We start from the raw sequence: 19,325 nt of genomic DNA, 5'->3' as shown, positions 1-19,325 counted from the left end.
CAGCCGCAGCGTGCGGCCGGCTCCGCGCATCTTCTGGTGGGAGATGCGGTTTCAGTGCACAGGCGCGGATGCCGCCGTCCCGACACCGGGATCGGCCGGCAACGCCGCGCCTACATGAAGTTCGCCGCGCGGCGGCAGCGCGTCGTGCGTGCTCTTGAAGATGTCGCCATCCTTCATCACCAGCGTGATCTTGCTCGGGTCCTGCAGCACGGTGAGGTCCGCGAGCGGATCACCGTCCACCAGAATGATGTCGGCAAGATAGCCCTCGCGAATCTGGCCAAGCTCGTCGGGCATCATCATCAGCTCGCCGCCGTAGCGCGTGGCCGAGATCAGCACCTCCATCGGCGTCATGCCGATGTAGTCGACGAAGTATTGAAGGTCGCGCGCGTTCGTGCCGTGCGGCATCCACGCAAAGCCGTAGTCGCCGCCCGGCAGAATGCGGATGCCGCGCTTATGCATCTTCTGCAGCGTCACCGCGGCGGTTTCGAGCTCGCGCTTGTAGCCCATCTTCGTCGCCAGTTCCTCGGTGATGCCCCACTTCTCCGCGTGATACAGCGTGCTGATCAGCCAGCCGATGCCCGGCGCGACGAAGTGCTTTTCCTTGTTTGCTTCGAGCATGTCGAGGGCTTCCTCGTCGGCGAAGCTCGCATGGAAGATCAGTTCGAGCCCGTGCCGCACGCATTGCTTGACCGATTCGCTCGAACGCGCATGCGCGGCCACGCGCTTGCCGGCGCGTTTCGCCTCGGCAGCGAGCATCGCGATCTCTTCCTCGGAAAACGGCGACGATTCCGCCGAAATGCCCGCGATGTACTCGCCCGACAGATTGATCTTCAGATGATCGACACCGTACTTGACGAACATGCGCGTGGTCGCGCGCATTTCTTCCGGCCCGCTCACGACCGCGCCGAAGTTCAGTTCCTTGAACGGCATGTGCGGCAGCGTGTTGTCCGCGAGGCCGCCGAGAATGGTGATTTCCTGGCTGCCCGCCAGATAGCGCGGTCCCGGAAATTCGCCGGCGTTGACCGCGTTGCGGAGCACGACATCGAGCCGCGGCTTGGCGGCGGCCGCGCCCAGTGCCGAGGTCCAGCCCATTTGCAGATAACGCTTCGCGACGCGCACGCACCACAGCATGTGCTCCTCGGGCGGCATGAACTGGATCGCTGACAGCGACGGCTGGTCGTTCCACGAGAAATGCGTGTGCGCTTCGGTCATGCCCGGCATCAGGAATGCGCCACGGCCGTCGATACGCTGTGCCTGGGGCGCGTTGATCGGCTCTTCGTCGCGAGCGACGCGGACGATGCGCTGCCCGTCCACCAGCACCTGACCTCTGAAGGGCTGAGCACCGCTACCATCGAAAACCGATACGTTGGTAAACAAGATCGAACTCATGTCTGTCTCCTCCACGTGGGGCCGAACGCGCGCGGGCGTCCGCCGCCGGTTGGTTACTGCCTTACTGTGCCTGTTTCCCGCTCGGGGGCCCGTCGATCGCCGTTCTGCGCGGCTATTCTGATCGACGCGGCGCCCACCTGTTCAATGCGTCACCGAGCCCCTTGATAGAAGCGCTTCAACTCCGCCGTCGTTTCGACGGGTTTTTCGAATGTGGTCCAGTGACCACAGCCGCTCAGCACGACGACTTTCGCGCCCGCAATACGCTCGCCCATCGCCTTCACCGCATCGGGTTTGCCAACGCCGTCCTGGTCGCCTGTCACGAGCAGCGTCGGCACATGGATGTGTTCGATCTCCGCCGCCTGCGCGCCAGCCAATGCCTCGCAGCTTTGCGCGTAACCTTCGGGCGATTGACGCATCACGCTTTCGCGCACGAGCGCGAGCGTCACGGGCCGCTGCGACCTGGTTTCGTCGCTGGTGGCGCCTTTGACGATCGCATCGGCGATTTCCTGCAGGCCCGCCACGCCCTTTTCGCGCGCGATGCGCGCGCGCTGGCGCATGCCGTCGCGCGCGGCGTCGGGCGGAGCGACGAGCGGCCCGAACAGCGCGAGGCTTTTAACCAGCTCGGGATGCCTGACCGCCAGATGCTGCGCGACGATGGTGCCCATCGAATGCGCGACGATGTCCGCGTTATTCACCTGCAGCTCGCGCAGCACGGAGGCGATCGTGTTCACGTAGGAATCGATCGACAGCTTCTGCGCGGGCAACGGCGAACGCGCGCTGCCAGGCAGATCGATGCGGATGACCTTCCTGCCTTCGAACGCCGGCAGCACCGGCGTCCAGTTGTTCGAGGAACCGCCGAGACCGTGGATGCACACGACCGGCGCGCCGTCGCCTTCGATCTCGATGAAGATGCCTTGCACTTGCGTCGTTGCCATGTTTACGCCACCTCGTTTTCAAGGACGCCGATGCGCGGAATCTCCATGCGCACGACATCGCCGCTTTGCAGAAATTTCGGGGGATTGAAACCGATGCCGACACCCGCCGGCGTGCCCGTCGCAATGACGTCGCCGGGCTGCAGTTCCATGCCGGCCGACAACGTCGCGATGATCGTCGGGATATCGAAGATCAGCAGCTTCGAGTTCGATTCCTGACGCAACTCACCGTTGACCCAGCAACGCACGTCGATGTTCGACGCGTCCAGTTCGTCGGCCGTCACGAGATACGGGCCCATCGGGCAGAAGCCGTCGAGCGACTTGCCGATGAACCACTGACGATGCAGCTTTTGCAGATCGCGCGCGGTGACGTCGTTGATGATCGTGTAGCCGAACACGTGATCGAGCGCCTTCGCCTTCGAGATCGCGCGACCTGCCTTGCCGATGACGACACCGATCTCGACTTCGTAGTCCATCTGTCGCGTCACGTCGGCATGGCGCGGAATGCGCTCGCCAGTCGCGATGATCGTCGATGCGGGCTTCGTGAAAACGACCGGTGCTTCAGGTATGTGCTCGCCTGCCTGCGCGCTCTTGTCGAAACCGGACCTGCTGAACTCTTCGGCGTGGTCGTGATAGTTCTTGCCGACACAGAACAGGTTGCGGCGCGGCTGGTCGATCGGCGCGAGGAGCGTCGCCGACGCGAGCGGGCGCCCTTCGCCGCGCGGGCACAGCGACTCGCGCAGGTCGGCGAATTGTTGTACCAATTGGACCATGTCGCCGGCAAAGCCGTCGCAGAGCTGCGATACCGGCCAATAAACTCCGGCTTCGGGGTCGACAAGGGCGACCGCCCTCGCCCCGTCGTGGCGCAAAGTTGCTAATTTCATGGTGGGCCTTTAATCTAGGTCTGGTGGGTCAATCTGGAACCACTGTAGGACCAAATCTGGACAAAAAGAACCAGGGTTAACCAAAAATCAGAACCAATTGGTTCTTGTTTGAATGCGCAGCGGGACTGGGTATGAGTGACGTCGACACAAGGCTGACGGTCAGGGCGAAGGGAGCACGGGAGCTCGCCAGCTATCTGGAGGAAGCGATTCGCAGCGGACGCTTCGCCGAAGGCGTGCGCCTGCCGCCCGAACGCGAACTTAGCGAGGAGTTCGGCGCTTCACGTGGCGCCGTCCGGCGAGTCCTCGCCGATTTGAAAGAGCGTGGGCTGATCCGGCAGACGGTCGGCAGCGGCACGTTCGTGCTGCCTGGCGCAAGCGTGCCGGCGCCGCCGCTACCCGAGGCGAAGCCGCACGCCGTGCAGACGAGCCCAGCCGAACTGATGGAAGCGCGGCTTTTGATCGAGCCGCTGATGCCCGGGCTCATCGTCCGATATGCGACGGCGGCCGACTTCGCGCAGATGAGCGACTGCATCGAGCGTTCCGAGGCGGCGCAAACCATCGAGGAGTTCGAGCACTGGGACGGCGAACTGCATCGCGCGTTGGCGGTCGCCACGCACAACACCTTCTTTCTGCGCGTGCTCGAATTGACCAACGAGGTGCGCGAACAGGGCGAGTGGGGACGTCTGAAGCGCCTGTCGCTGACGCCCGAGCGGCGCAGTCAATATGAGGCGCAGCATCGCGCGATCGTGGATGCGCTTCGCGATCGCGATGCCGAGATGGCTTGCGAGCTATTGACCGGCCACCTGCGGCAAATCAGGGAAAACCTGTTCGGACGTTGACAGCTTTACGAACACTTGCGGCGGCACGCATTCAAGGGTTGCGATTTCCTTCCGGGGGTATCGAATCTGTTTATCAGACGCGATGCGAGACCACGCCAGACCCAACCTGGATGCCTCACCCGCGACGTTCGTCGAGCCCTACCGGGGCGAGCTTCCGCGCGACGCAGATCGCCGCCGCCCGCGCACGGACCGGGCAATGCGCGATTCATGCGGAACCATGCGTATGTGGTTAACCCGCTCTTTCAACCCTTGGCGCGCGTGCTTATCGTGCTGGGTGCGCGCGGCAGGCCAACAACTTCAAGCAGCTGCCGGCGCGTAACGTCTTCTGCGGCGCCGGGGCGACCGTCACATCGGCGAGTCGAAAAGCGCACGCAGAAGCGAACAGATACCTGCACCGCCGGCATGGCCGGACGGGTTCGCAGCCGAGCGGGCCACAACCGGGAGGCCGCCGTAGAGGGGACAAAAGATGTTCGGATGCAAGCTGATTGACGTCAACGCATTATCTGGCCCACGCGCCCGAGCGCCGGTCCAGGGGCGCCTACGCCTATCCCCTCACGGCCATGTCCATGCCGTGCCCACGCCCCACGACAAGACACCGTCCGGTCATTAGCCACTGGCAGGCTCACTGCCGCATTTCATGACCGCCGCTACTCCCAACCGATCAATCAATCCCTCGGCTCCGGGTGTGCAAACCGTTACGCCGGACCCCGCTCACAGCGCTCTCGCAGCAATGAACAAGGGGTCCGATTTTCAACGTTGTTTACGTGGTTCGTTAGCAAGGAAATCGAATGCAAAACAAAAAGCGCACTTTGCTTATGGCCGCCGCCGCACTCGTGCTGGCAGGTTCGAGCGTGGTCGCCCATGCGGACGATGTGGTCAAGATCGGGCTCATCGTGCCGATGAGCGGTCCGTTCGCGTCCACGGGTCGTCAGGTCGACGCGGCGGTCAAGCTGTATATGGCCCAGCATGGCGACACGGTCGCGGGCAAGAAAATTCAGGTCATCCTGAAGGACGACACCAACGTTCCGGATACGACCAAACGCCTCGCACAGGAGCTGATCGTGAAGGATCACGTGTCGGTGCTGGCCGGCTTCGGCCTCACGCCGCTCGCGCTCGCCGCCGCGCCGCTCGCGACCCAGGCGAAGGTGCCGATGATCGTAATGAACGCGGCCACCGCGATGATCACCGAGCAATCGCCCTACATCGTGCGCTCGGGCTTCACGCTGCCGCAGAACACGTTGGGCATCGCGCGTTGGGCGCCGAAGAACGGCATCAAGAAGGTGGTCACGCTGGTGGCCGACTACGGTCCCGGCATCGACGCGCAGAACTCCTTCAAGAAGGTCTTCGAATCGGAAGGCGGCAGCGTCGTCGAGCAATTGCGCGTGCCGGTCGCCAATCCGGACTTTTCGCCGTTCCTGCAGAAGGTCGCCGACCTGAAGCCTGACGCGCTGTTCATCTTCGTGCCGTCGGGTGCCGGCGCCGCGTTCATGAAGCAGTTCGCCGAGCGCGGCCTGAGCAAGCAGGGCATCAAACTGATCGGTACCGGCGACGTGGTGGATGACGACATCCTGAACGCCATGGGTGACGTGGCGCTGGGCGCGGTGACGTCGATGCACTACTCGGCCGCTCTCGACAATCCCGAGAACCGCGCCTACGTGGCCGCCTTCGAAAAAGCCAACCCCGGCATGCGCCCGAACTTCCACAGCGTCGGCGCCTATGACGGCATGCACCTGATCTACGCCGCGCTGCAAGCCACCAAGGGCGACACCAACGGCGACAAGCTGCTGGCAGCCATGAAGGGGCAGAAATGGGTCAGCCCGCGCGGCCCGGTGGAACTCGATCCGCAGACCCGTGAAATGGTCCAGAACGTGTACATCACCCGGACGGAACGCGTGAATGGCCAGCTGTTCAACGTGTCGTTCGACAAGGTAGACGCCGTCAAGGATCCGGCCAAGATCAAATAAGCTCGCAAAAGCGAGACAGGCCGTCTCCGGATGATTCGATTTGCCCGTCGCGCCCCTCGCACTGCCAGGGGCGCGGCGTTTCGGCGGTAAAAACTCATGCTAACCATTCTCTTCGACGGCATTGCCTACGGCATGCTTCTGTTCGTGCTGGCGAGCGGCCTGGCCATCACGCTGGGATTGATGAACTTCGTCAATCTGGCTCACGGCGCCTTCGCCATGGTGGGCGGTTATGCCACCGTGCTCGCGATGTCGCGCCTGGGCATCCCCTTCCTGTGCGCATTGCCGATTGCGTTCGTCGCGTCCGCGGTGCTTGGCGGCATTCTCGAACGCACGCTTTATAAGCGCGTGTACGGGCAGTCCGAACTCAACCAGGTGTTGTTTACGATCGGCCTGACCTTCATGGCCATCGCGACGGTCGACTACTTCATGGGCTCGACCCAGCAGTTCCTGAACCTGCCGCAATGGCTGCAGGGCCGCACGGTGTTCGCCGGCATCGGCATCGGTTACTACCGGCTGTTCGTGATCCTGGTCTGCGTCGTCCTCGTCGTCGCGCTGCAGCTGATCCTGACCAAAACCCGCTTCGGCAGCCGCCTGCGCGCATCGGTGGATGATCCGCGCGCGGCGAGCGGCCTCGGCATCAACATCAACTTCGTGTTTCTGACCACCTTCGCGTTCGGCTCGGGCCTCGCCGGCCTCGGCGGCGCGCTGGGCGCGAACATGCTCGGCCTCGATCCGATCTTTCCGCTCAAGTTCATGATTTATTTCCTGGTCGTGGTCGCGGTGGGCGGCACGACCTCGCTGACCGGTCCGCTGCTGGCTTCGCTGCTGCTCGGCATCGCGGACGTGGCGGGCAAGTACTACATCCCCGATCTGGGGGCATTCATCATCTACGGCGTCATGATCATCACCCTGATGTGGCGACCACAGGGTCTATTCGTCAGGGCGGGGGGCAAATGAAGTCGGCAACTTCTAGCGAAATGGGCACATCGACGATCGTGCCCGAAGTCCGCAGCATCGGCAGGCAGTGGTCGCGCTGGCGCCCGGTGGAAATCATCTTCTGGATCGTGGCTCTGGGCGTCTGCATGATGCCGCTGAATAACTTCCTGCTGCTCAACGAGATGGCGATCCTCGCGTTGTTCGCGGTATCGCTGGACCTGATCCTCGGCTATACCGGCATCGTGTCGCTGGGCCATGCGGCCTTTTTCGGTCTCGGCGCTTATTCGGCTGCGTTGCTGGCCAAGTACTTCAACGTCGATCCGCTGCTGGGCATGCTGCTCTCGTGCGGGGTCGCGGCGCTGGCGGGCCTCGTCACCAGTGTGCTGGTGATGCGCGGTTCGGACCTCACGCGTCTGATGGTGACGCTCGGCGTGGCCTCGATCCTGCACGAACTGGCCAACAAGCTCGGCTGGCTCACCGGCGGGGCCGACGGCATGACGGGCGTGCCGATGGTGCCGCTGTTCGGTCACATCGAGTTCGATCTGTTCGGCAAGGTGGCCTACACGTATTCGATCGTCACGCTGTTCGTGCTGTTCGTGATCGGCCGCGCGGTGGTCAAGTCGCCGTTCGGCATGTCGCTGCAGGTGATCCGCCAGAATCCGCTTCGCGCGGCGGCAATGGGCGTGCCGGTCAACCTGCGCCGCACCGCCGTCTACACGTTGAGCGCGGCCTACGCGGGCGTGGCCGGCGCCCTGCTCGCGCAGACCACCGGCTTCGCGTCGCTCGACGTGCTCGACTTCCACCGCTCGGCCGACGTGCTGCTGATGCTGATGATCGGCGGCGCGGGTTATCTGTATGGCGGCATCATCGGCGCGGTCGTATTCAGGTTCATGCAGGACCGGCTGGCGGACATCACGCCGCAATACTGGCAGTTCTGGATCGGCTTGCTGCTGGTGATCATCGTGATCGTCGGTCACGAGCGGCTCGTGCGTCCGTGGACGTGGTTCCGTCGCAGCGGGAGCAAAGCATGACGATCGCACTGCAAACATTCAATCTGATCAAGCGCTTCGGCGGCCTCGTCGCCACCAATGACGTGTCGATCGCGGTCGAGAAAGGCGCTCGCCAGGCGCTGATCGGCCCCAACGGCGCCGGCAAGACGACGCTGATCAATCAGCTGACGGGCGTGCTGTCGCCGACTTCGGGCCGCATCGAGCTGGAAGGCCACGACATCACGTCGCTGTCCGTGCACAAGCGGGCTCGCGCCGGGCTCGTGCGCACGTTCCAGATCAACCAGCTGTTCAAGCACATGACGCCAGCCGAATCGCTGTCTGTCGCGATCTCCGAGCGCGACGGTCTGGGCGCGCGCTTCTGGCGCGCGCTCGGTCAGCGCGGCGAAATCATGGACGAGGTCGCTTCGCTGCTCGAACAATGCAAGTTGCTCGACGTGATGAGTCGCGAAACGCGCGTGCTGCCCTACGGCAAGCAGCGCCTGCTCGAAATCGCGCTGGCGCTGGCGGCAAAGCCGCGCGTGCTGCTGCTGGACGAGCCAGTGGCCGGTGTTCCCGACGGCGAACGCCGCGAGATTCTCAATACGGTCGCCGCGTTGCCCGACGACGTGACCATTCTGCTGATCGAGCACGACATGGACCTCGTGTTCAGCTTCGCCAACCGCATCTCTGTGCTGGTGAGCGGCGGTCTGCTCACCGAGGGCGCATGCGCGGAGATCGCCCGCGATCCTCGCGTGAAGGCCGTGTATCTGGGCGAGGAGCTGGTTGGAGGTGAATATGTCTGAATTGCTGAAGCTGGAAGGAATCGTAGCGGGCTACGGCGAAGCCAAAATCCTGACAGGTATCGATCTGGCCTTGGATCAAGGCCAGGCACTCGCGCTGCTTGGCCGCAACGGCACGGGTAAAACCACGCTGATCAACAGCATCGTCGGTCACACGCGTCGGTTTAGCGGGCGGATCTGGCTCAATGGCAAGGACGTCACCGGATTCAAGCCGCACCAGCGCGCGCTGGCAGGCATCGGCTGGGTGCCGCAGGAGCGCAACATCTTCAAGTCGTTGACGGTAGAAGAGAACCTGACCGCGATCGCCGTGCCCGGTCCTTGGGACCTGGCGCGCATCTACAGGATGTTTCCGCGCCTGGAGGAGCGCCGCGCCAATATGGGCAACCAGCTTTCCGGCGGCGAGCAGCAGATGCTGGCCATCGGTCGCGCGCTGATGCTCAATCCCAGGGTCCTGCTGCTCGACGAACCGCTCGAAGGGCTCGCGCCGATCATCGTGCAGGACTTGATGCGCATCCTCTCGGAGATCATCCGCGACGAAGGCCTGTCGGTGATCCTGGTCGAGCAGAATGCGCGCAAGGCGCTGAGCATCACGCACAACGCCGTGGTGCTGGAGCGCGGCTCGGTGATTCATTCGAGCACCGCGGCCGAGCTGCTGGCCCAGGATCACAAGATCGATACCTTGCTGGCCGTGTCTCAACACTGAACTGTGCGCTTTGCGTGGCCGGGCTACGCGGCGAAAGTCGTGACCGCCCGGTTGAACGCATCCGGTCTCGCGACATTCATCCCATGCGACGCACCGTCGATCGTTTCGCGTTCGGCAAACTCGATCCACTGTTCGAGCTTGTCGACCGTATTGCGGAACATGCGGGGACTCTTTTGGCCGTCGATCAACAACGTACGGCACTTGATATCGCGCGCGGCATCCGGCGTATAGGCCGGAAGCGGATCGAGCAACTGCTTCGGCAGCGTGAGCGCGTTGTCGAGCGCCATGCGACGAAAGCTCTCCGGGCTTTTGTTCCAGTACCCCGGCATGCTCACGGAGTCGACGAACATCGACAAGCCGGCGTCGTACTCGCCCCGTTCGATCAGTTCCGCGACCCGGGCGCGCAACACGTTGGTCGCCGGCGGCATGAACGCGGGCTGCCCCCGCGGTTCGGTTTGCAGCGGGCCGCCGGGATCGGCTAGCGTCAGCGCTTTCACGAGGCGCGGATAGGCGCGCGCGAGATGGAAAGCCACGCACCCGCCCCGCGAGTGACCGACCAGATGAACGGGCGCCAGGTCGAGCGCCGTGATGAATCCGGCCATTTCCTCGACGTGCGCCTCCCAGCTGAAGTCGCCGTGTCCAAACGCATCGATCTCGGGCCAGTAATGGCTCAAGCTCGGCGCGAAGCAGCGAAACCGGCCAGACAGCGAGGCCATCTGGGCGTCCCAGTAGCGATAGTCGCAAAGCGAGCCGTGCACGAACACCATCGGCTCGCCGCTCCCGGATTCGACATACGGTATGGCAACACTCGATGCGGTGGTCACGAACGACGGCGCGGACGCGCCATCGGCTGAGGCCAGAATCGATGGGCTGGTACGTGCATTCATCAAAGGGCTCCTTTGGCGACACTATCGATGGTGTTCTGGCAAAAGAAAATCGCATAATATTGATGGAATCGATCTACTTTTCTGATACGAATCCTCATGGCAACGGAAATGAAAGCGCTCGATCTGGACGTGCTGTCGATGATCATCGCGGTCGCGGACGCCGGCACGATCAGTCGCGCGGCGCAGGTCGTGCACCGCTCGCAATCGGCGGTGAGCATGCAGATCAAGACGCTCGAGACCGCGCTCGGCAAGGCGCTGTTCGTGCGCAAGCCTCGCAGCGTAGTGCCGACGCAGGACGGCGAAATGCTGTTGACCTACGCACGACGGATGATCGCGCTGCGCGATGAAGCGTGGGCAGCGGTGGTTCGGCCCGACGTGACCGGGCGCGTGGTGATCGGCGTGCCGGACGACTATGCGACGTCACTGTTCCCGCCGATCCTCAAGAAGTTTTCGGCGACCTATCCGAAGGTGGAGATTCAGGTGGTGGGCCTGCCGAGCGTCGCTCTAGAGCCGATGTTGAAGGACGGCACGGTCGATCTCGTCTGCGCGACGCGCGTGAAAGGATTGCACGGCGAGTTCCTGCGTCACGAACCGATGGTGTGGGCCGCCGCCCCGGGCGCGACCGAGATCTGGCGCGAAAGGCCCTTGCCCATCGCCGTGTTTTTGCCGGGCAGCGTCGCGCGAGAGAAAGCCATCCGGAGCCTGGAGCGCGCGCGCATCACGTATCGCACGTCGTATGAGAGTCCGAGCCTGCTGGGTCTGCTGACGATGGCCGAGGCCGGCCTCGCGGTGACCCCTTTGGCCAAGTGCGCGGTACCGGCTCACTTCTCGCTGCTGGGGGCCGCGAATGGCCTGCCGGAAATCGGCACGCTCGAAGTCGTGCTGGCGCGAAGCGCGGCTTCGAAGCGGCCCGTGTGCGATTTTCTCGCGGAACGGATTCTCGCCGACCTGAAGAATTAACCCGGAAGACTTCAGGAAGACTCCTCCGCGCCGGCTCGGCACGACGCACACATCCGCCACGCAGCCTTCGGCGCAGCGACCGTTTCCGCCACCTTGCGCCACCAGCGTTCACCGCGATGCACCGCAATCAGATCGAGGCGCTCGCCCATGCGCGGTGTCGACAGCGCGACGCCGCGCGCGAGCGCCAGCCCGGTCACCCTCTCGAACGGTTCCTGCCAGCGATGCATCGCGAGGTCGAAGGTGCCGTTGTGAATCGGCACGAGCCAGCGGCCGCGCAGGTCGATATGCGCCTGCACGGTTTCTTCAGGCTGCATATGGACGTATGGCCACATCGCGTCGTACGCGCCGGTCTCGATCAAGGTGACGTCGAATGGTCCGAGGCGCTCGCCGATCGCGCTGAATCCATCGAAGTAACCGGTATCGCCGCTGAAGAACACGCGCAGGTCGTTATCGACGATCACCCACGACGCCCACAACGTACGGTTGCCATCGAACAGGCTGCGCCCGGAGAAGTGCTGTGCGGGTGTCGCGGTGAACTCGATGCCTTCGACCACCGTGCCCTGCCACCAGTCGAACTGCCGGACCTTCGCCGCGTCGATACCCCATTCGATGAGCCGGTCGCCGACCCCGAGCGGCGTCAAGAACACCTCGGTACGTTGCGCCAGGATCAGGACGGTCTCGCGGTCCAGATGGTCGTAGTGATCGTGCGACAGGATCACGCCGTGCAGCGGCGGCAAATCGTCGAGCGAGATCGGCGGCGCATGAAAGCGCTTCGGACCGAGATTGCGGAACGGCGACGCTCTCTCGGCGAATACGGGATCGGTCAGCCAGAACTTGCCGCGCAACTTCAGCAGCATCGTCGAGTGACCGAGCCGGTAGAGGCTTCGGTCCGGAGCCGCATCGAGTTGCGCGCGTGTCAGCGTTTCGACGGGCAACGCGTCGGCCGGCACGGTGCCGCGCGGCTTGTTGAACAGCACCGTCCATGCGAGCCCGAGCGTTTTGCGCAGGCTTTCCGCCGGACGCGGCTTGACGTTGCGAAAGCGCTCGCCGTCATGCTGCGGCGACAGGCTGAACTTCGCGCGGCTGCGTTGCACGGCGTTCACGCCGAGCATTCGGCGGAGATAGGCGGGAAGCGACGTCATGAAGTTGACCTTCCGAAGAAAATGTACACCCGGCAGTGTAGTTTATTTCCGAGAAAAGTAAACTGACCAGTGTAAAATTGACGGATGGAATCCCCTGCCCGCCCCCAACGTCTGACTGACCGAAAGCGCGTCGCGATCGTCACCGCCGCGATCGACGAATTCCTCGCCGCCGGATACGACGCAACCAGCATGGACCGCATCGCCGCCCGCGCGAGCGTTTCGAAGCGCACGGTCTATAACCATTTCCCGAGCAAGGAAGCGCTTTTCGCGGCGATTCTCCAGCAGCTACGGGACGCGAGCCACGACGGCGATGCGCCCAACTACCGCGCCGATCAACCGTTGCGCGCGCAGTTGCTCGATCTGCTGGAGCGCAAGCTGAGGCTGCTTCACGACGAATCCTTTTTGTCGCTGGCACGGGTGGCGATCGCGGCTGGCATCCATTCGCCGGAGCGCGCGCGCGATATGGTCGCTCGCATGGGGGAGCGTGAGGAAGATCTGACCGCGTGGGTCCGGGCGGCTGCCGCGGACGGCCGCATCAAGACCGGGGACCCCGTCTTCGCCGCACTGCAGTTGCAGGGGCTCGTGAAGGCCTTTGCCTTCTGGCCGCAAGTGGCGATGGGTCAAGTGCCGCTCGATGCCGGCGAGCAGAAGCGCATCGCGGAGGCAGCGGCGGATATGTTTCTCGCGCGTTATGCGTGAGTGGGTTTGCCGGGTCGCGTTCGCTTTGGCTCCCGCGCCGAGGCAAGAAGTTCTTTGCTCGAAGGCGGCGGTGCGCGCAGCGGCCTTCCGTGAAGCAGCACCGGGGGAGTGAAGTCTTTCTTTTTCGCAAACGTTTGCTTTGAGGTATCAAGTCTCAGCTTCAGAAGCCGAAAACGCGTACATCGCCTCGAAACTTTGGAGACCCGATGTGACGCGCGTTGTGCTCTTACTTGCCGTAATGTTCATGACAGGCTGCGCACAAGTGCAGCAGCCCACTACGGCTCAAGCCGAGAAACCTGCGGTGTCGAACGTGATCATGAAGTTCGACATTCCCGCCGATGCACTCGGCGCGCGCGATCCGCAACTGGCTACGGTGCTCGCCAAGGCAGGCGCGCTCGCCGCCGCGCAGAAGCGGCCCACGGTGATCCGCGTGACGGCGCTGGGCCAGGACTTCAAGTACATCAACGAGGCGATCTGGCGGGGCGTGCCGCAACAGGGACTCAAACCCGCACTCGAAAATCTGACGACCGGCGCGAACCAGACGTACAGCGTGTCGATCCAGCCGCTACGTGCGGGGAGCTGACACGATGCGCCTGATTGCTTTCGCCGCGGCATCGCTATGCTTGAGTTCGGCCGCGTGGGCGGGCCAGCCCGCCGCCGGCGCACCGGCAGCCGCCGCCGCCCCTGCCACCCTGGCCTCCGCGGACAAGGTCTACCCGCCGCTGCCCACGCTCGCGATGCTGCCGCCCTCCACCGGCGACGATGACGACCTCCCCGCGCCGCGCTCGAGCTCGCGCAACAAGAAGAAGACGCAAAAACGCGATTGCCACTGCGCGATGCCAACACCGCGCCTCGTCGTCTCCGATGAATCACGCGCCTATCTGAAGGACATCGAGCGGCAGCTCGATTCCGCGCTGGCGCAGTAAAGCGGGACCTGGAGCCCGACCCATGGACCAGCACAAGACCAACGGCTTCCGCCCTTTGCGGTCGTGGGCCATCTGCGCCTGGGCGGCGCTGGTGGTCATCGGCAGTTCGTCCGCGCAAGCCGCCCCGAGCGCCGACGATTGCTTCGACAAGGCTGGCGCCTACCAGGGCGTCAATCCGCACGTGCTGCGCGCCGTCGCATGGCGCGAATCGAAAGGCGACACGAGCGCCATCAACCGCAACGCCAACGGTTCGATCGACGTGGGCCAATTGCAGATCAATTCGATCCACTTTCCGGAACTGGCGAGCCAGGGCATTCCGCACCGCGCGCTCACGGACCCGTGCGTGAATATCTTCGTGGCCGCCTGGCTGCTCAAGCAGAAGATGGTGCGGCACGGCAACACATGGCGCGCGATCGGTGCGTATCACTCGGAATCGCCGCGCGAGCGCGACGCCTACGCGCGCAGCATTCAGGCGATTCTCGTCAGCTGGGGGCTGTTGCAGCCGGAGCGGTGAGATTCAAAGCGCGGGCCGTGCGGGTCGTTGCCAGCGCATCGCGCTGCGCTACCTCCCCGCCGATGCAAGCTCCATTCGCTTGCGCTGCAGGAAGCGCCGCACGGCCGGGTCACGCTCCAGACCGATCGCCAGATCGTACGCACTGAGGGCTTGTGCCGTCGCGCCGGCACGCGCGAGCAGATTGGCGCGCGCGGCCCAGTAGGGCTGGTAGTCGGTGAGCCGCGGATCGTCCGCATACGGCGCCAGCGCGTCGAGCGCCGCCTGCGGGCCGTCACGTTCCGCCACCGCGAGCGCGCGGTTCACGGCGACTACCGGCGACGCTGCAATCGAAAGCAGCCCATCGTAGAGCTGCACGATCTCGTCCCAGTTCGGCCGCCCCGTCCGGCAGCGATCCACATGCGCCGATTGCAGCGCGGCCTCGAGCTGAAAGCGCCCGATGGCGTTGAACGCGTTCGCGCGCCGCAGCAGTGCGTTCGCCGTGCCGATCATCGGTGCGTTCCATGTTGCAGGGTCTTGTGCCGACAGCGGCACGTAGTCGCCAGCCGCATCGCGCCGCGCATCGCGCCGCGCCTGGGCAAACAGCATCAGCGCGAGCAGGCCCAGCGTCTCAGGTTCTTCGGGAAGCAGTTCGACGAGCAGTTGCGCGAGATACAGCGCCTCGTCGGCGAGTTCGCGCCGCTCGGTATCGCCGCCGATGGGGTCCGTCCACCCTTCCGCATACGCCGCATAGACCGCTTCGAGCACCGCGTCGAGCCGGCGGGGCAGTTCCTCGCGCTCGGGCACGCTGAACGGAATGCCCGCTTCGCGGATCTTGGTCTTCGCCCGCACGAGGCGCTTGCTCATCGCGGCGGGCGACATCAGGAACGCCGACGCAATCGTCTTCGCTTCCAGCCCCAACACCACTTGCAGCATCAGCGGCGTGCGAATCGGGGCCTCGAGCGCGGGGTGCGTGCACGCGAACAGCAGCGCCAGCCGCCGGTCGGGCAACGCGTCTGTCGCGCACTCGTCGATTTCGTCGGCGAGAATCAGCAGCTGGTTCGCCACATCGTCGCCGACCTGGCGATGACGCGCGCCGTCGATTGCCCGGCGGCGCGCAACCGTCATCAGCCACGCTTCTGGACTGGCCGGACAGCCGTGCTCCGGCCAGTCCGCGAGCGCCGCCGCGAAAGCATCGGCGAGCGCGTCCTCGGCCGCGGCGACGTCGCGCGTGCGCATCGCCAGCAGCGCGACGAGCTTGCCGTAGCTGCGGCGAGCGACCGCCTCGGCGATCGACCGCGCGACGCCGTCATTGCCTCGGGCGTCGCCGGACGGGCTCATGCAGACGGCGCTTCGTACGGAGCGGTCCAGACCGGGCGCACCTCCATCACGCCGTGCGCCGCGCCGGGACAGCGCGACGCCCACGCCATCGCCGCGTCGAGGTTAGGCACGTCGATCAGGTAGTAGCCGGCGAGTTGCTCCTTCGTATCGGAAAACGGGCCATCGAGCACCTGCGGCTTGCCGTCGACGAGCCGCACCGTGGTGGCCGTGTTCGAGTGCTGCAGCCGGTTGGCGCCCACCAGAGCCCCCGATTTCTTCAACGATTCGGTGTACGCGTGATAGGCGGCAACGCCTTGCTGCCGCTCGCTGTCGGTCATCTTGTTCCAGCTGCTTTCTTCCGAGTAGATCATCAACAGGTATTCCATTTGAGCCTCCGTCATGGGGTTGAGGCGGATGAATTGCATCGGCCGCCATATCAATGACGCGCGGGCTGCGTGCGGACGGACAGGCGGCGTCAAAAAAATTCGCGGACGGCCACCTGGGACCCACGCTGCATTGGAAAAAGACGTTTGAATCGCAGCCCGTTCGACCGTGTTTCGCAAAGCATTGTCGGACGGGTTGGCTGGGTTGTCGACCCGGGATTGGCGGACAGTGCAGAGAGCGCCGGCCGGGGATCGGACGCCAGGACATCCGAAACCAACGCAAAAAAAATGGCGCCGCTGGCATTCAGCCCGCGGCGCCATTTCGTGGTGCTACGACGCGAACAACACGCCGTAGCCCGACAGCACACTTACATCGTCACGCCGTCGGCGACTTCCTTGAAGTCCTCGATCTGGTCGAAGTTCATGTATTGATAGATCTTGTCGCCGTTGGCGTTGAGCACGCCCATATCGGCCATGTACTCTTCCTTGGTCGGGATCTTGCCGAGACGCGAGCAGATCGCCGCCAGTTCCGCCGAGCCGAGGTACACGTTCGTGTTCTTGCCGAGGCGGTTCGGGAAGTTGCGGGTCGACGTCGACATGACCGTCGCGCCTTCGCGCACCTGGGCCTGGTTGCCCATGCACAGCGAGCAGCCCGGCATTTCGGTACGCGCACCAGCCGTGCCGAACACGCCGTAGTGGCCTTCCTCGGTCAGCTGCTTCTGATCCATCTTGGTCGGCGGAGCCACCCACAGCTTGACCGGGATGTCGCGCTTACCTTCGAGCAGCTTCGACGCGGCGCGGAAGTGACCGATGTTGGTCATGCACGAGCCAATGAACACTTCGTCGATCTTGGCACCGGCCACGTCCGACAGCGTCTTCACGTCGTCCGGATCGTTCGGGCAGGCCACGATCGGCTCGTGGATGTCGGCGAGGTCGATCTCGATGACGGCCGCGTACTCGGCGTCGGCATCCGGCGACAGCAGTTGCGGGTCGGCCAGCCACTGCTCCATCGCCTTGATGCGGCGCTGCAGGCTGCGCGGGTCCTGGTAGCCCTGGGCGATCATCCACTTGAGCAGCGTGACGTTGCTGTTCAGGTATTCGATGATCGGTTCCTTGTTCAGGTGCACCGTGCAACCGGCGGCCGAACGCTCGGCCGATGCATCCGACAATTCGAACGCTTGCTCGACCTTCAGATCGGGCAGGCCTTCGATTTCGAGAATGCGGCCGGAGAAGATGTTCTTCTTGCCTTGCTTGGCAACCGTCAGCGTGCCCTGCTTGATCGCGTACAGCGGAATCGCGTTGACCAGGTCACGCAGGGTCACGCCCGGCTGCATCTTGCCCTTGAAGCGGACCAGCACCGATTCCGGCATGTCCAGCGGCATCGTGCCGGTGGCGGCCGCGAACGCGACCAGACCCGAACCTGCCGGGAAGCTGATGCCGATCGGGAAGCGCGTGTGCGAGTCGCCGCCGGTGCCGACGGTGTCGGGCAGCAGCATGCGGTTCAGCCACGAGTGGATCACGCCGTCGCCCGGGCGCAGCGCGATGCCGCCACGGTTGCTGATGAAGTTCGGCAGCGTCTGGTGGGTCTTCACGTCGACCGGCTTCGGATAAGCGGCGGTGTGGCAGAACGACTGCATCACGAGATCGGCCGAGAAGCCGAGGCACGCCAGGTCCTTGAGCTCGTCGCGGGTCATCGGGCCGGTGGTGTCCTGCGAGCCGACCGAGGTCATCTTCGGTTCGCAGTACGTGCCCGGACGGACGCCTTCCCCTTCCGGCAGACCGCAAGCACGGCCGACCATCTTCTGCGCCAGCGAGAAGCCCTTGCCGCTGTTGGCCGGCTGCTGCGGCAGGCGGAACAGCGTCGACGGAGCGAGACCCAGCGCTTCACGCGCCTTGGCGGTCAGGCCGCGGCCGACGATCAGCGGAATGCGGCCGCCGGCGCGCACTTCGTCGAACAGCACGTCGGACTTGACCTGGAACTCGGCGATCACTTCGCCGTTCTTTAGCGCCTTGCCTTCGTACGGGCGCAGTTCGACCACGTCGCCCATTTCCATCTTCGACACGTCGAGCTCGATCGGCAGCGCGCCGGCGTCTTCCATCGTGTTGTAGAAGATCGGGGCGATCTTGCCGCCGAGACACACGCCGCCGAAGCGCTTGTTCGGGATGAAGGGGATGTCTTCGCCCGTGAACCACAGCACCGAGTTGGTGGCCGACTTGCGCGAGGAGCCGGTGCCGACCACGTCGCCCACGTACGCGACCAGGTGGCCCTTTTCCTTCAGCGACTCGATGAACTTGACCGGGCCGCGCTTGCCGTCTTCTTCCGGCGTGATGCCGGGACGCGCGTTCTTCAGCATCGCCAGCGCGTGCAGCGGGATGTCCGGACGGGTGGTCGCGTCCGGAGCCGGCGACAGGTCGTCGGTATTGGTTTCGCCCGTCACCTTGAACACGGTGATGGTCAGGCTTTGCGGCACTTCCGGACGGCTCGTGAACCATTCGGCGTCGGCCCAGCTTTGCATCACGGCCTTCGCATTGGCGTTGCCCTTGTCGGCCAGTTCCTTGACGTCGTGGAACTGGTCGAACATCAGCAGGGTTTTCTTCAGCGCGTCGGCGGCCACGGTGCCCACTTCGGCGTCGGACAGCAGTTCGATCAGCGGCTGGATGTTGTAGCCGCCCAGCATCGTGCCGAGCAGTTCGGTGGCGCGCTCGCGCGAGATCAGTGCGCAGGCGGTCTCGCCTTTGGCCACCGCGGCGAGGAAACCTGCCTTCACGCGGGCGGCTTCGTCCACGCCGGCGGGCACGCGGTTGGTGATCAGGTCGAGCAGCGTCTGCTCTTCGCCAGCGGGCGGGTTCGTCAGGAGCTCGACCAGCTCGGCGGTCTGCTGAGCCGTCAGCGGCAGGGGAGGAATGCCGAGCGCGGCGCGTGCGGCCACGTGAGCACGAAAGTTTTCAAGCATGGGGGACCTGCTGGTATTTGCGTTTCAGGGAAAGGCTTTTTAGGCACTCCAAGCTGTGCCGGGCACTGCTTCGATCGCGATTTTAATTGCAATCCCCCTCCACGGTCAAATGTCTTATGTCTTATATA

Annotated in this window: 19 protein-coding genes; 11 read left to right on the top strand and 8 right to left on the bottom strand. The window is 64.3% G+C overall.

What is annotated here, in order from left to right; all coding sequences use genetic code 11:
• Positions 1-51: 51 nt before the first annotated feature.
• The 3 genes from ACLFKU_RS28175 to ACLFKU_RS28165 all read right to left on the bottom strand — a co-directional run bounded on the left by ACLFKU_RS28175 (position 52) and on the right by ACLFKU_RS28165 (position 3,205).
• Complete coding sequence (locus ACLFKU_RS28175; protein ID WP_410851249.1) at positions 52-1,389, bottom strand: amidohydrolase family protein; 1,338 nt, start codon at positions 1,387-1,389, stop codon at positions 52-54.
• Positions 1,390-1,538: 149 nt separating this feature from the next.
• The gene (locus ACLFKU_RS28170; protein WP_410851248.1) at positions 1,539-2,324 is read right to left on the bottom strand and encodes an alpha/beta fold hydrolase; all 786 of its coding nucleotides are present in this window, start codon (positions 2,322-2,324) and stop codon (positions 1,539-1,541) included.
• A gap of 2 nt (positions 2,325-2,326) precedes the next feature.
• Complete coding sequence (locus ACLFKU_RS28165) at positions 2,327-3,205, bottom strand: fumarylacetoacetate hydrolase family protein (protein WP_410851247.1); 879 nt, start codon at positions 3,203-3,205, stop codon at positions 2,327-2,329.
• A gap of 131 nt (positions 3,206-3,336) precedes the next feature.
• Here ACLFKU_RS28165 and ACLFKU_RS28160 point away from each other — a divergent pair, with 131 nt between their 5' ends.
• From ACLFKU_RS28160 to ACLFKU_RS28135, 6 genes are all read left to right on the top strand, one after another.
• On the top strand, positions 3,337-4,044 hold the full coding sequence (locus ACLFKU_RS28160) for a FadR/GntR family transcriptional regulator (RefSeq protein ID WP_410851246.1): 708 nt from the start codon (positions 3,337-3,339) through the stop codon (positions 4,042-4,044).
• Positions 4,045-4,832: 788 nt separating this feature from the next.
• Positions 4,833-6,008 carry an ABC transporter substrate-binding protein gene (locus ACLFKU_RS28155; RefSeq protein WP_410851245.1) on the top strand — a complete coding sequence of 392 codons (1,176 nt, stop codon included), beginning with the start codon at positions 4,833-4,835 and terminating at the stop codon, positions 6,006-6,008.
• Between the two features lie 96 nt (positions 6,009-6,104).
• A complete protein-coding gene (locus ACLFKU_RS28150; RefSeq protein ID WP_176111280.1) occupies positions 6,105-6,965 on the top strand; it encodes a branched-chain amino acid ABC transporter permease in 861 nt (286 codons plus the stop codon).
• A 20-nt stretch (positions 6,966-6,985) separates the two neighbouring features.
• Positions 6,986-7,975 carry a branched-chain amino acid ABC transporter permease gene (locus ACLFKU_RS28145; RefSeq protein WP_410851291.1) on the top strand — a complete coding sequence of 330 codons (990 nt, stop codon included), beginning with the start codon at positions 6,986-6,988 and terminating at the stop codon, positions 7,973-7,975.
• On the top strand, positions 7,972-8,736 hold the full coding sequence (locus ACLFKU_RS28140; RefSeq protein WP_368581272.1) for an ABC transporter ATP-binding protein: 765 nt from the start codon (positions 7,972-7,974) through the stop codon (positions 8,734-8,736). The genes ACLFKU_RS28145 and ACLFKU_RS28140 overlap by 4 nt, the downstream gene beginning before the upstream one ends.
• Complete coding sequence (locus ACLFKU_RS28135) at positions 8,729-9,436, top strand: ABC transporter ATP-binding protein (protein WP_368581271.1); 708 nt, start codon at positions 8,729-8,731, stop codon at positions 9,434-9,436. The genes ACLFKU_RS28140 and ACLFKU_RS28135 overlap by 8 nt, the downstream gene beginning before the upstream one ends.
• 23 nt (positions 9,437-9,459) lie before the next feature.
• Here ACLFKU_RS28135 and ACLFKU_RS28130 read toward each other — a convergent pair whose 3' ends face one another.
• Complete coding sequence (locus ACLFKU_RS28130; RefSeq protein ID WP_410851244.1) at positions 9,460-10,323, bottom strand: alpha/beta fold hydrolase; 864 nt, start codon at positions 10,321-10,323, stop codon at positions 9,460-9,462.
• Between the two features lie 108 nt (positions 10,324-10,431).
• Between ACLFKU_RS28130 and ACLFKU_RS28125 the strand changes: the two genes are divergently transcribed.
• On the top strand, positions 10,432-11,283 hold the full coding sequence (locus ACLFKU_RS28125; protein ID WP_026228833.1) for a LysR substrate-binding domain-containing protein: 852 nt from the start codon (positions 10,432-10,434) through the stop codon (positions 11,281-11,283).
• A gap of 11 nt (positions 11,284-11,294) precedes the next feature.
• On the opposite strand, the gene ACLFKU_RS28120 is transcribed toward ACLFKU_RS28125, so the two are convergent.
• Entirely contained in the window at positions 11,295-12,425 is a 1,131-nt protein-coding gene (locus ACLFKU_RS28120) for an MBL fold metallo-hydrolase (protein ID WP_410851243.1), read from the bottom strand.
• An 84-nt stretch (positions 12,426-12,509) separates the two neighbouring features.
• Between ACLFKU_RS28120 and ACLFKU_RS28115 the strand changes: the two genes are divergently transcribed.
• The 4 genes from ACLFKU_RS28115 (at position 12,510) to ACLFKU_RS28100 (ending at position 14,564) form a co-directional block, all read left to right on the top strand.
• Positions 12,510-13,124 (top strand): TetR/AcrR family transcriptional regulator, encoded by a 615-nt coding sequence (locus ACLFKU_RS28115; protein ID WP_410851242.1) that lies wholly within the window; start codon positions 12,510-12,512, stop codon positions 13,122-13,124.
• A gap of 208 nt (positions 13,125-13,332) precedes the next feature.
• Positions 13,333-13,707, top strand: coding sequence for a hypothetical protein (locus ACLFKU_RS28110; protein ID WP_026228832.1), 375 nt, complete (start codon positions 13,333-13,335; stop codon positions 13,705-13,707).
• A gap of 4 nt (positions 13,708-13,711) precedes the next feature.
• A complete protein-coding gene (locus tag ACLFKU_RS28105; RefSeq protein ID WP_410851241.1) occupies positions 13,712-14,050 on the top strand; it encodes a hypothetical protein in 339 nt (112 codons plus the stop codon).
• A 22-nt stretch (positions 14,051-14,072) separates the two neighbouring features.
• On the top strand, positions 14,073-14,564 hold the full coding sequence (locus ACLFKU_RS28100) for a lytic transglycosylase domain-containing protein (RefSeq protein ID WP_410851240.1): 492 nt from the start codon (positions 14,073-14,075) through the stop codon (positions 14,562-14,564).
• Between the two features lie 48 nt (positions 14,565-14,612).
• Here the strand turns inward: ACLFKU_RS28100 and ACLFKU_RS28095 are convergent, their stop codons facing one another.
• From ACLFKU_RS28095 to acnB, 3 genes are all read right to left on the bottom strand, one after another.
• Positions 14,613-15,881, bottom strand: coding sequence for an RNA polymerase sigma factor (locus tag ACLFKU_RS28095; RefSeq protein WP_410851239.1), 1,269 nt, complete (start codon positions 15,879-15,881; stop codon positions 14,613-14,615).
• A complete protein-coding gene (locus tag ACLFKU_RS28090) occupies positions 15,878-16,246 on the bottom strand; it encodes a YciI family protein (RefSeq protein WP_368581265.1) in 369 nt (122 codons plus the stop codon). Before ACLFKU_RS28090 ends, ACLFKU_RS28095 begins: the two co-directional genes overlap by 4 nt.
• Positions 16,247-16,611: 365 nt before the next feature.
• Positions 16,612-19,197, bottom strand: a complete 2,586-nt coding sequence (gene acnB, locus ACLFKU_RS28085) for a bifunctional aconitate hydratase 2/2-methylisocitrate dehydratase (RefSeq protein ID WP_410851238.1) — start codon at positions 19,195-19,197, stop codon at positions 16,612-16,614.
• Positions 19,198-19,325 lie beyond the last annotated feature (128 nt).

The sequence above is a fragment of the Paraburkholderia sp. EG304 genome, from assembly GCF_046543485.1.
Lineage (GTDB): Bacteria > Pseudomonadota > Gammaproteobacteria > Burkholderiales > Burkholderiaceae > Paraburkholderia > Paraburkholderia youngii.
This window is presented reverse-complemented; position numbering and strand designations above follow the sequence as displayed.

Coding starts and splice junctions, on each gene's coding strand:
- ACLFKU_RS28145 (WP_410851291.1), top strand. CDS start 6,986: ATGGGCACATCGACGATCGTGCCCGAAGTCCGCAGCATCGGCAGGCAG.
- ACLFKU_RS28115 (WP_410851242.1), top strand. CDS start 12,510: ATGGAATCCCCTGCCCGCCCCCAACGTCTGACTGACCGAAAGCGCGTC.
- ACLFKU_RS28170 (WP_410851248.1), bottom strand. CDS start 2,324: ATGGCAACGACGCAAGTGCAAGGCATCTTCATCGAGATCGAAGGCGAC.
- acnB (WP_410851238.1), bottom strand. CDS start 19,197: ATGCTTGAAAACTTTCGTGCTCACGTGGCCGCACGCGCCGCGCTCGGC.
- ACLFKU_RS28095 (WP_410851239.1), bottom strand. CDS start 15,881: ATGAGCCCGTCCGGCGACGCCCGAGGCAATGACGGCGTCGCGCGGTCG.
- ACLFKU_RS28090 (WP_368581265.1), bottom strand. CDS start 16,246: ATGGAATACCTGTTGATGATCTACTCGGAAGAAAGCAGCTGGAACAAG.
- ACLFKU_RS28155 (WP_410851245.1), top strand. CDS start 4,833: ATGCAAAACAAAAAGCGCACTTTGCTTATGGCCGCCGCCGCACTCGTG.
- ACLFKU_RS28135 (WP_368581271.1), top strand. CDS start 8,729: ATGTCTGAATTGCTGAAGCTGGAAGGAATCGTAGCGGGCTACGGCGAA.
- ACLFKU_RS28165 (WP_410851247.1), bottom strand. CDS start 3,205: ATGAAATTAGCAACTTTGCGCCACGACGGGGCGAGGGCGGTCGCCCTT.
- ACLFKU_RS28175 (WP_410851249.1), bottom strand. CDS start 1,389: ATGAGTTCGATCTTGTTTACCAACGTATCGGTTTTCGATGGTAGCGGT.
- ACLFKU_RS28120 (WP_410851243.1), bottom strand. CDS start 12,425: ATGACGTCGCTTCCCGCCTATCTCCGCCGAATGCTCGGCGTGAACGCC.
- ACLFKU_RS28130 (WP_410851244.1), bottom strand. CDS start 10,323: ATGAATGCACGTACCAGCCCATCGATTCTGGCCTCAGCCGATGGCGCG.
- ACLFKU_RS28160 (WP_410851246.1), top strand. CDS start 3,337: ATGAGTGACGTCGACACAAGGCTGACGGTCAGGGCGAAGGGAGCACGG.
- ACLFKU_RS28125 (WP_026228833.1), top strand. CDS start 10,432: ATGAAAGCGCTCGATCTGGACGTGCTGTCGATGATCATCGCGGTCGCG.
- ACLFKU_RS28105 (WP_410851241.1), top strand. CDS start 13,712: ATGCGCCTGATTGCTTTCGCCGCGGCATCGCTATGCTTGAGTTCGGCC.
- ACLFKU_RS28150 (WP_176111280.1), top strand. CDS start 6,105: ATGCTAACCATTCTCTTCGACGGCATTGCCTACGGCATGCTTCTGTTC.
- ACLFKU_RS28100 (WP_410851240.1), top strand. CDS start 14,073: ATGGACCAGCACAAGACCAACGGCTTCCGCCCTTTGCGGTCGTGGGCC.
- ACLFKU_RS28140 (WP_368581272.1), top strand. CDS start 7,972: ATGACGATCGCACTGCAAACATTCAATCTGATCAAGCGCTTCGGCGGC.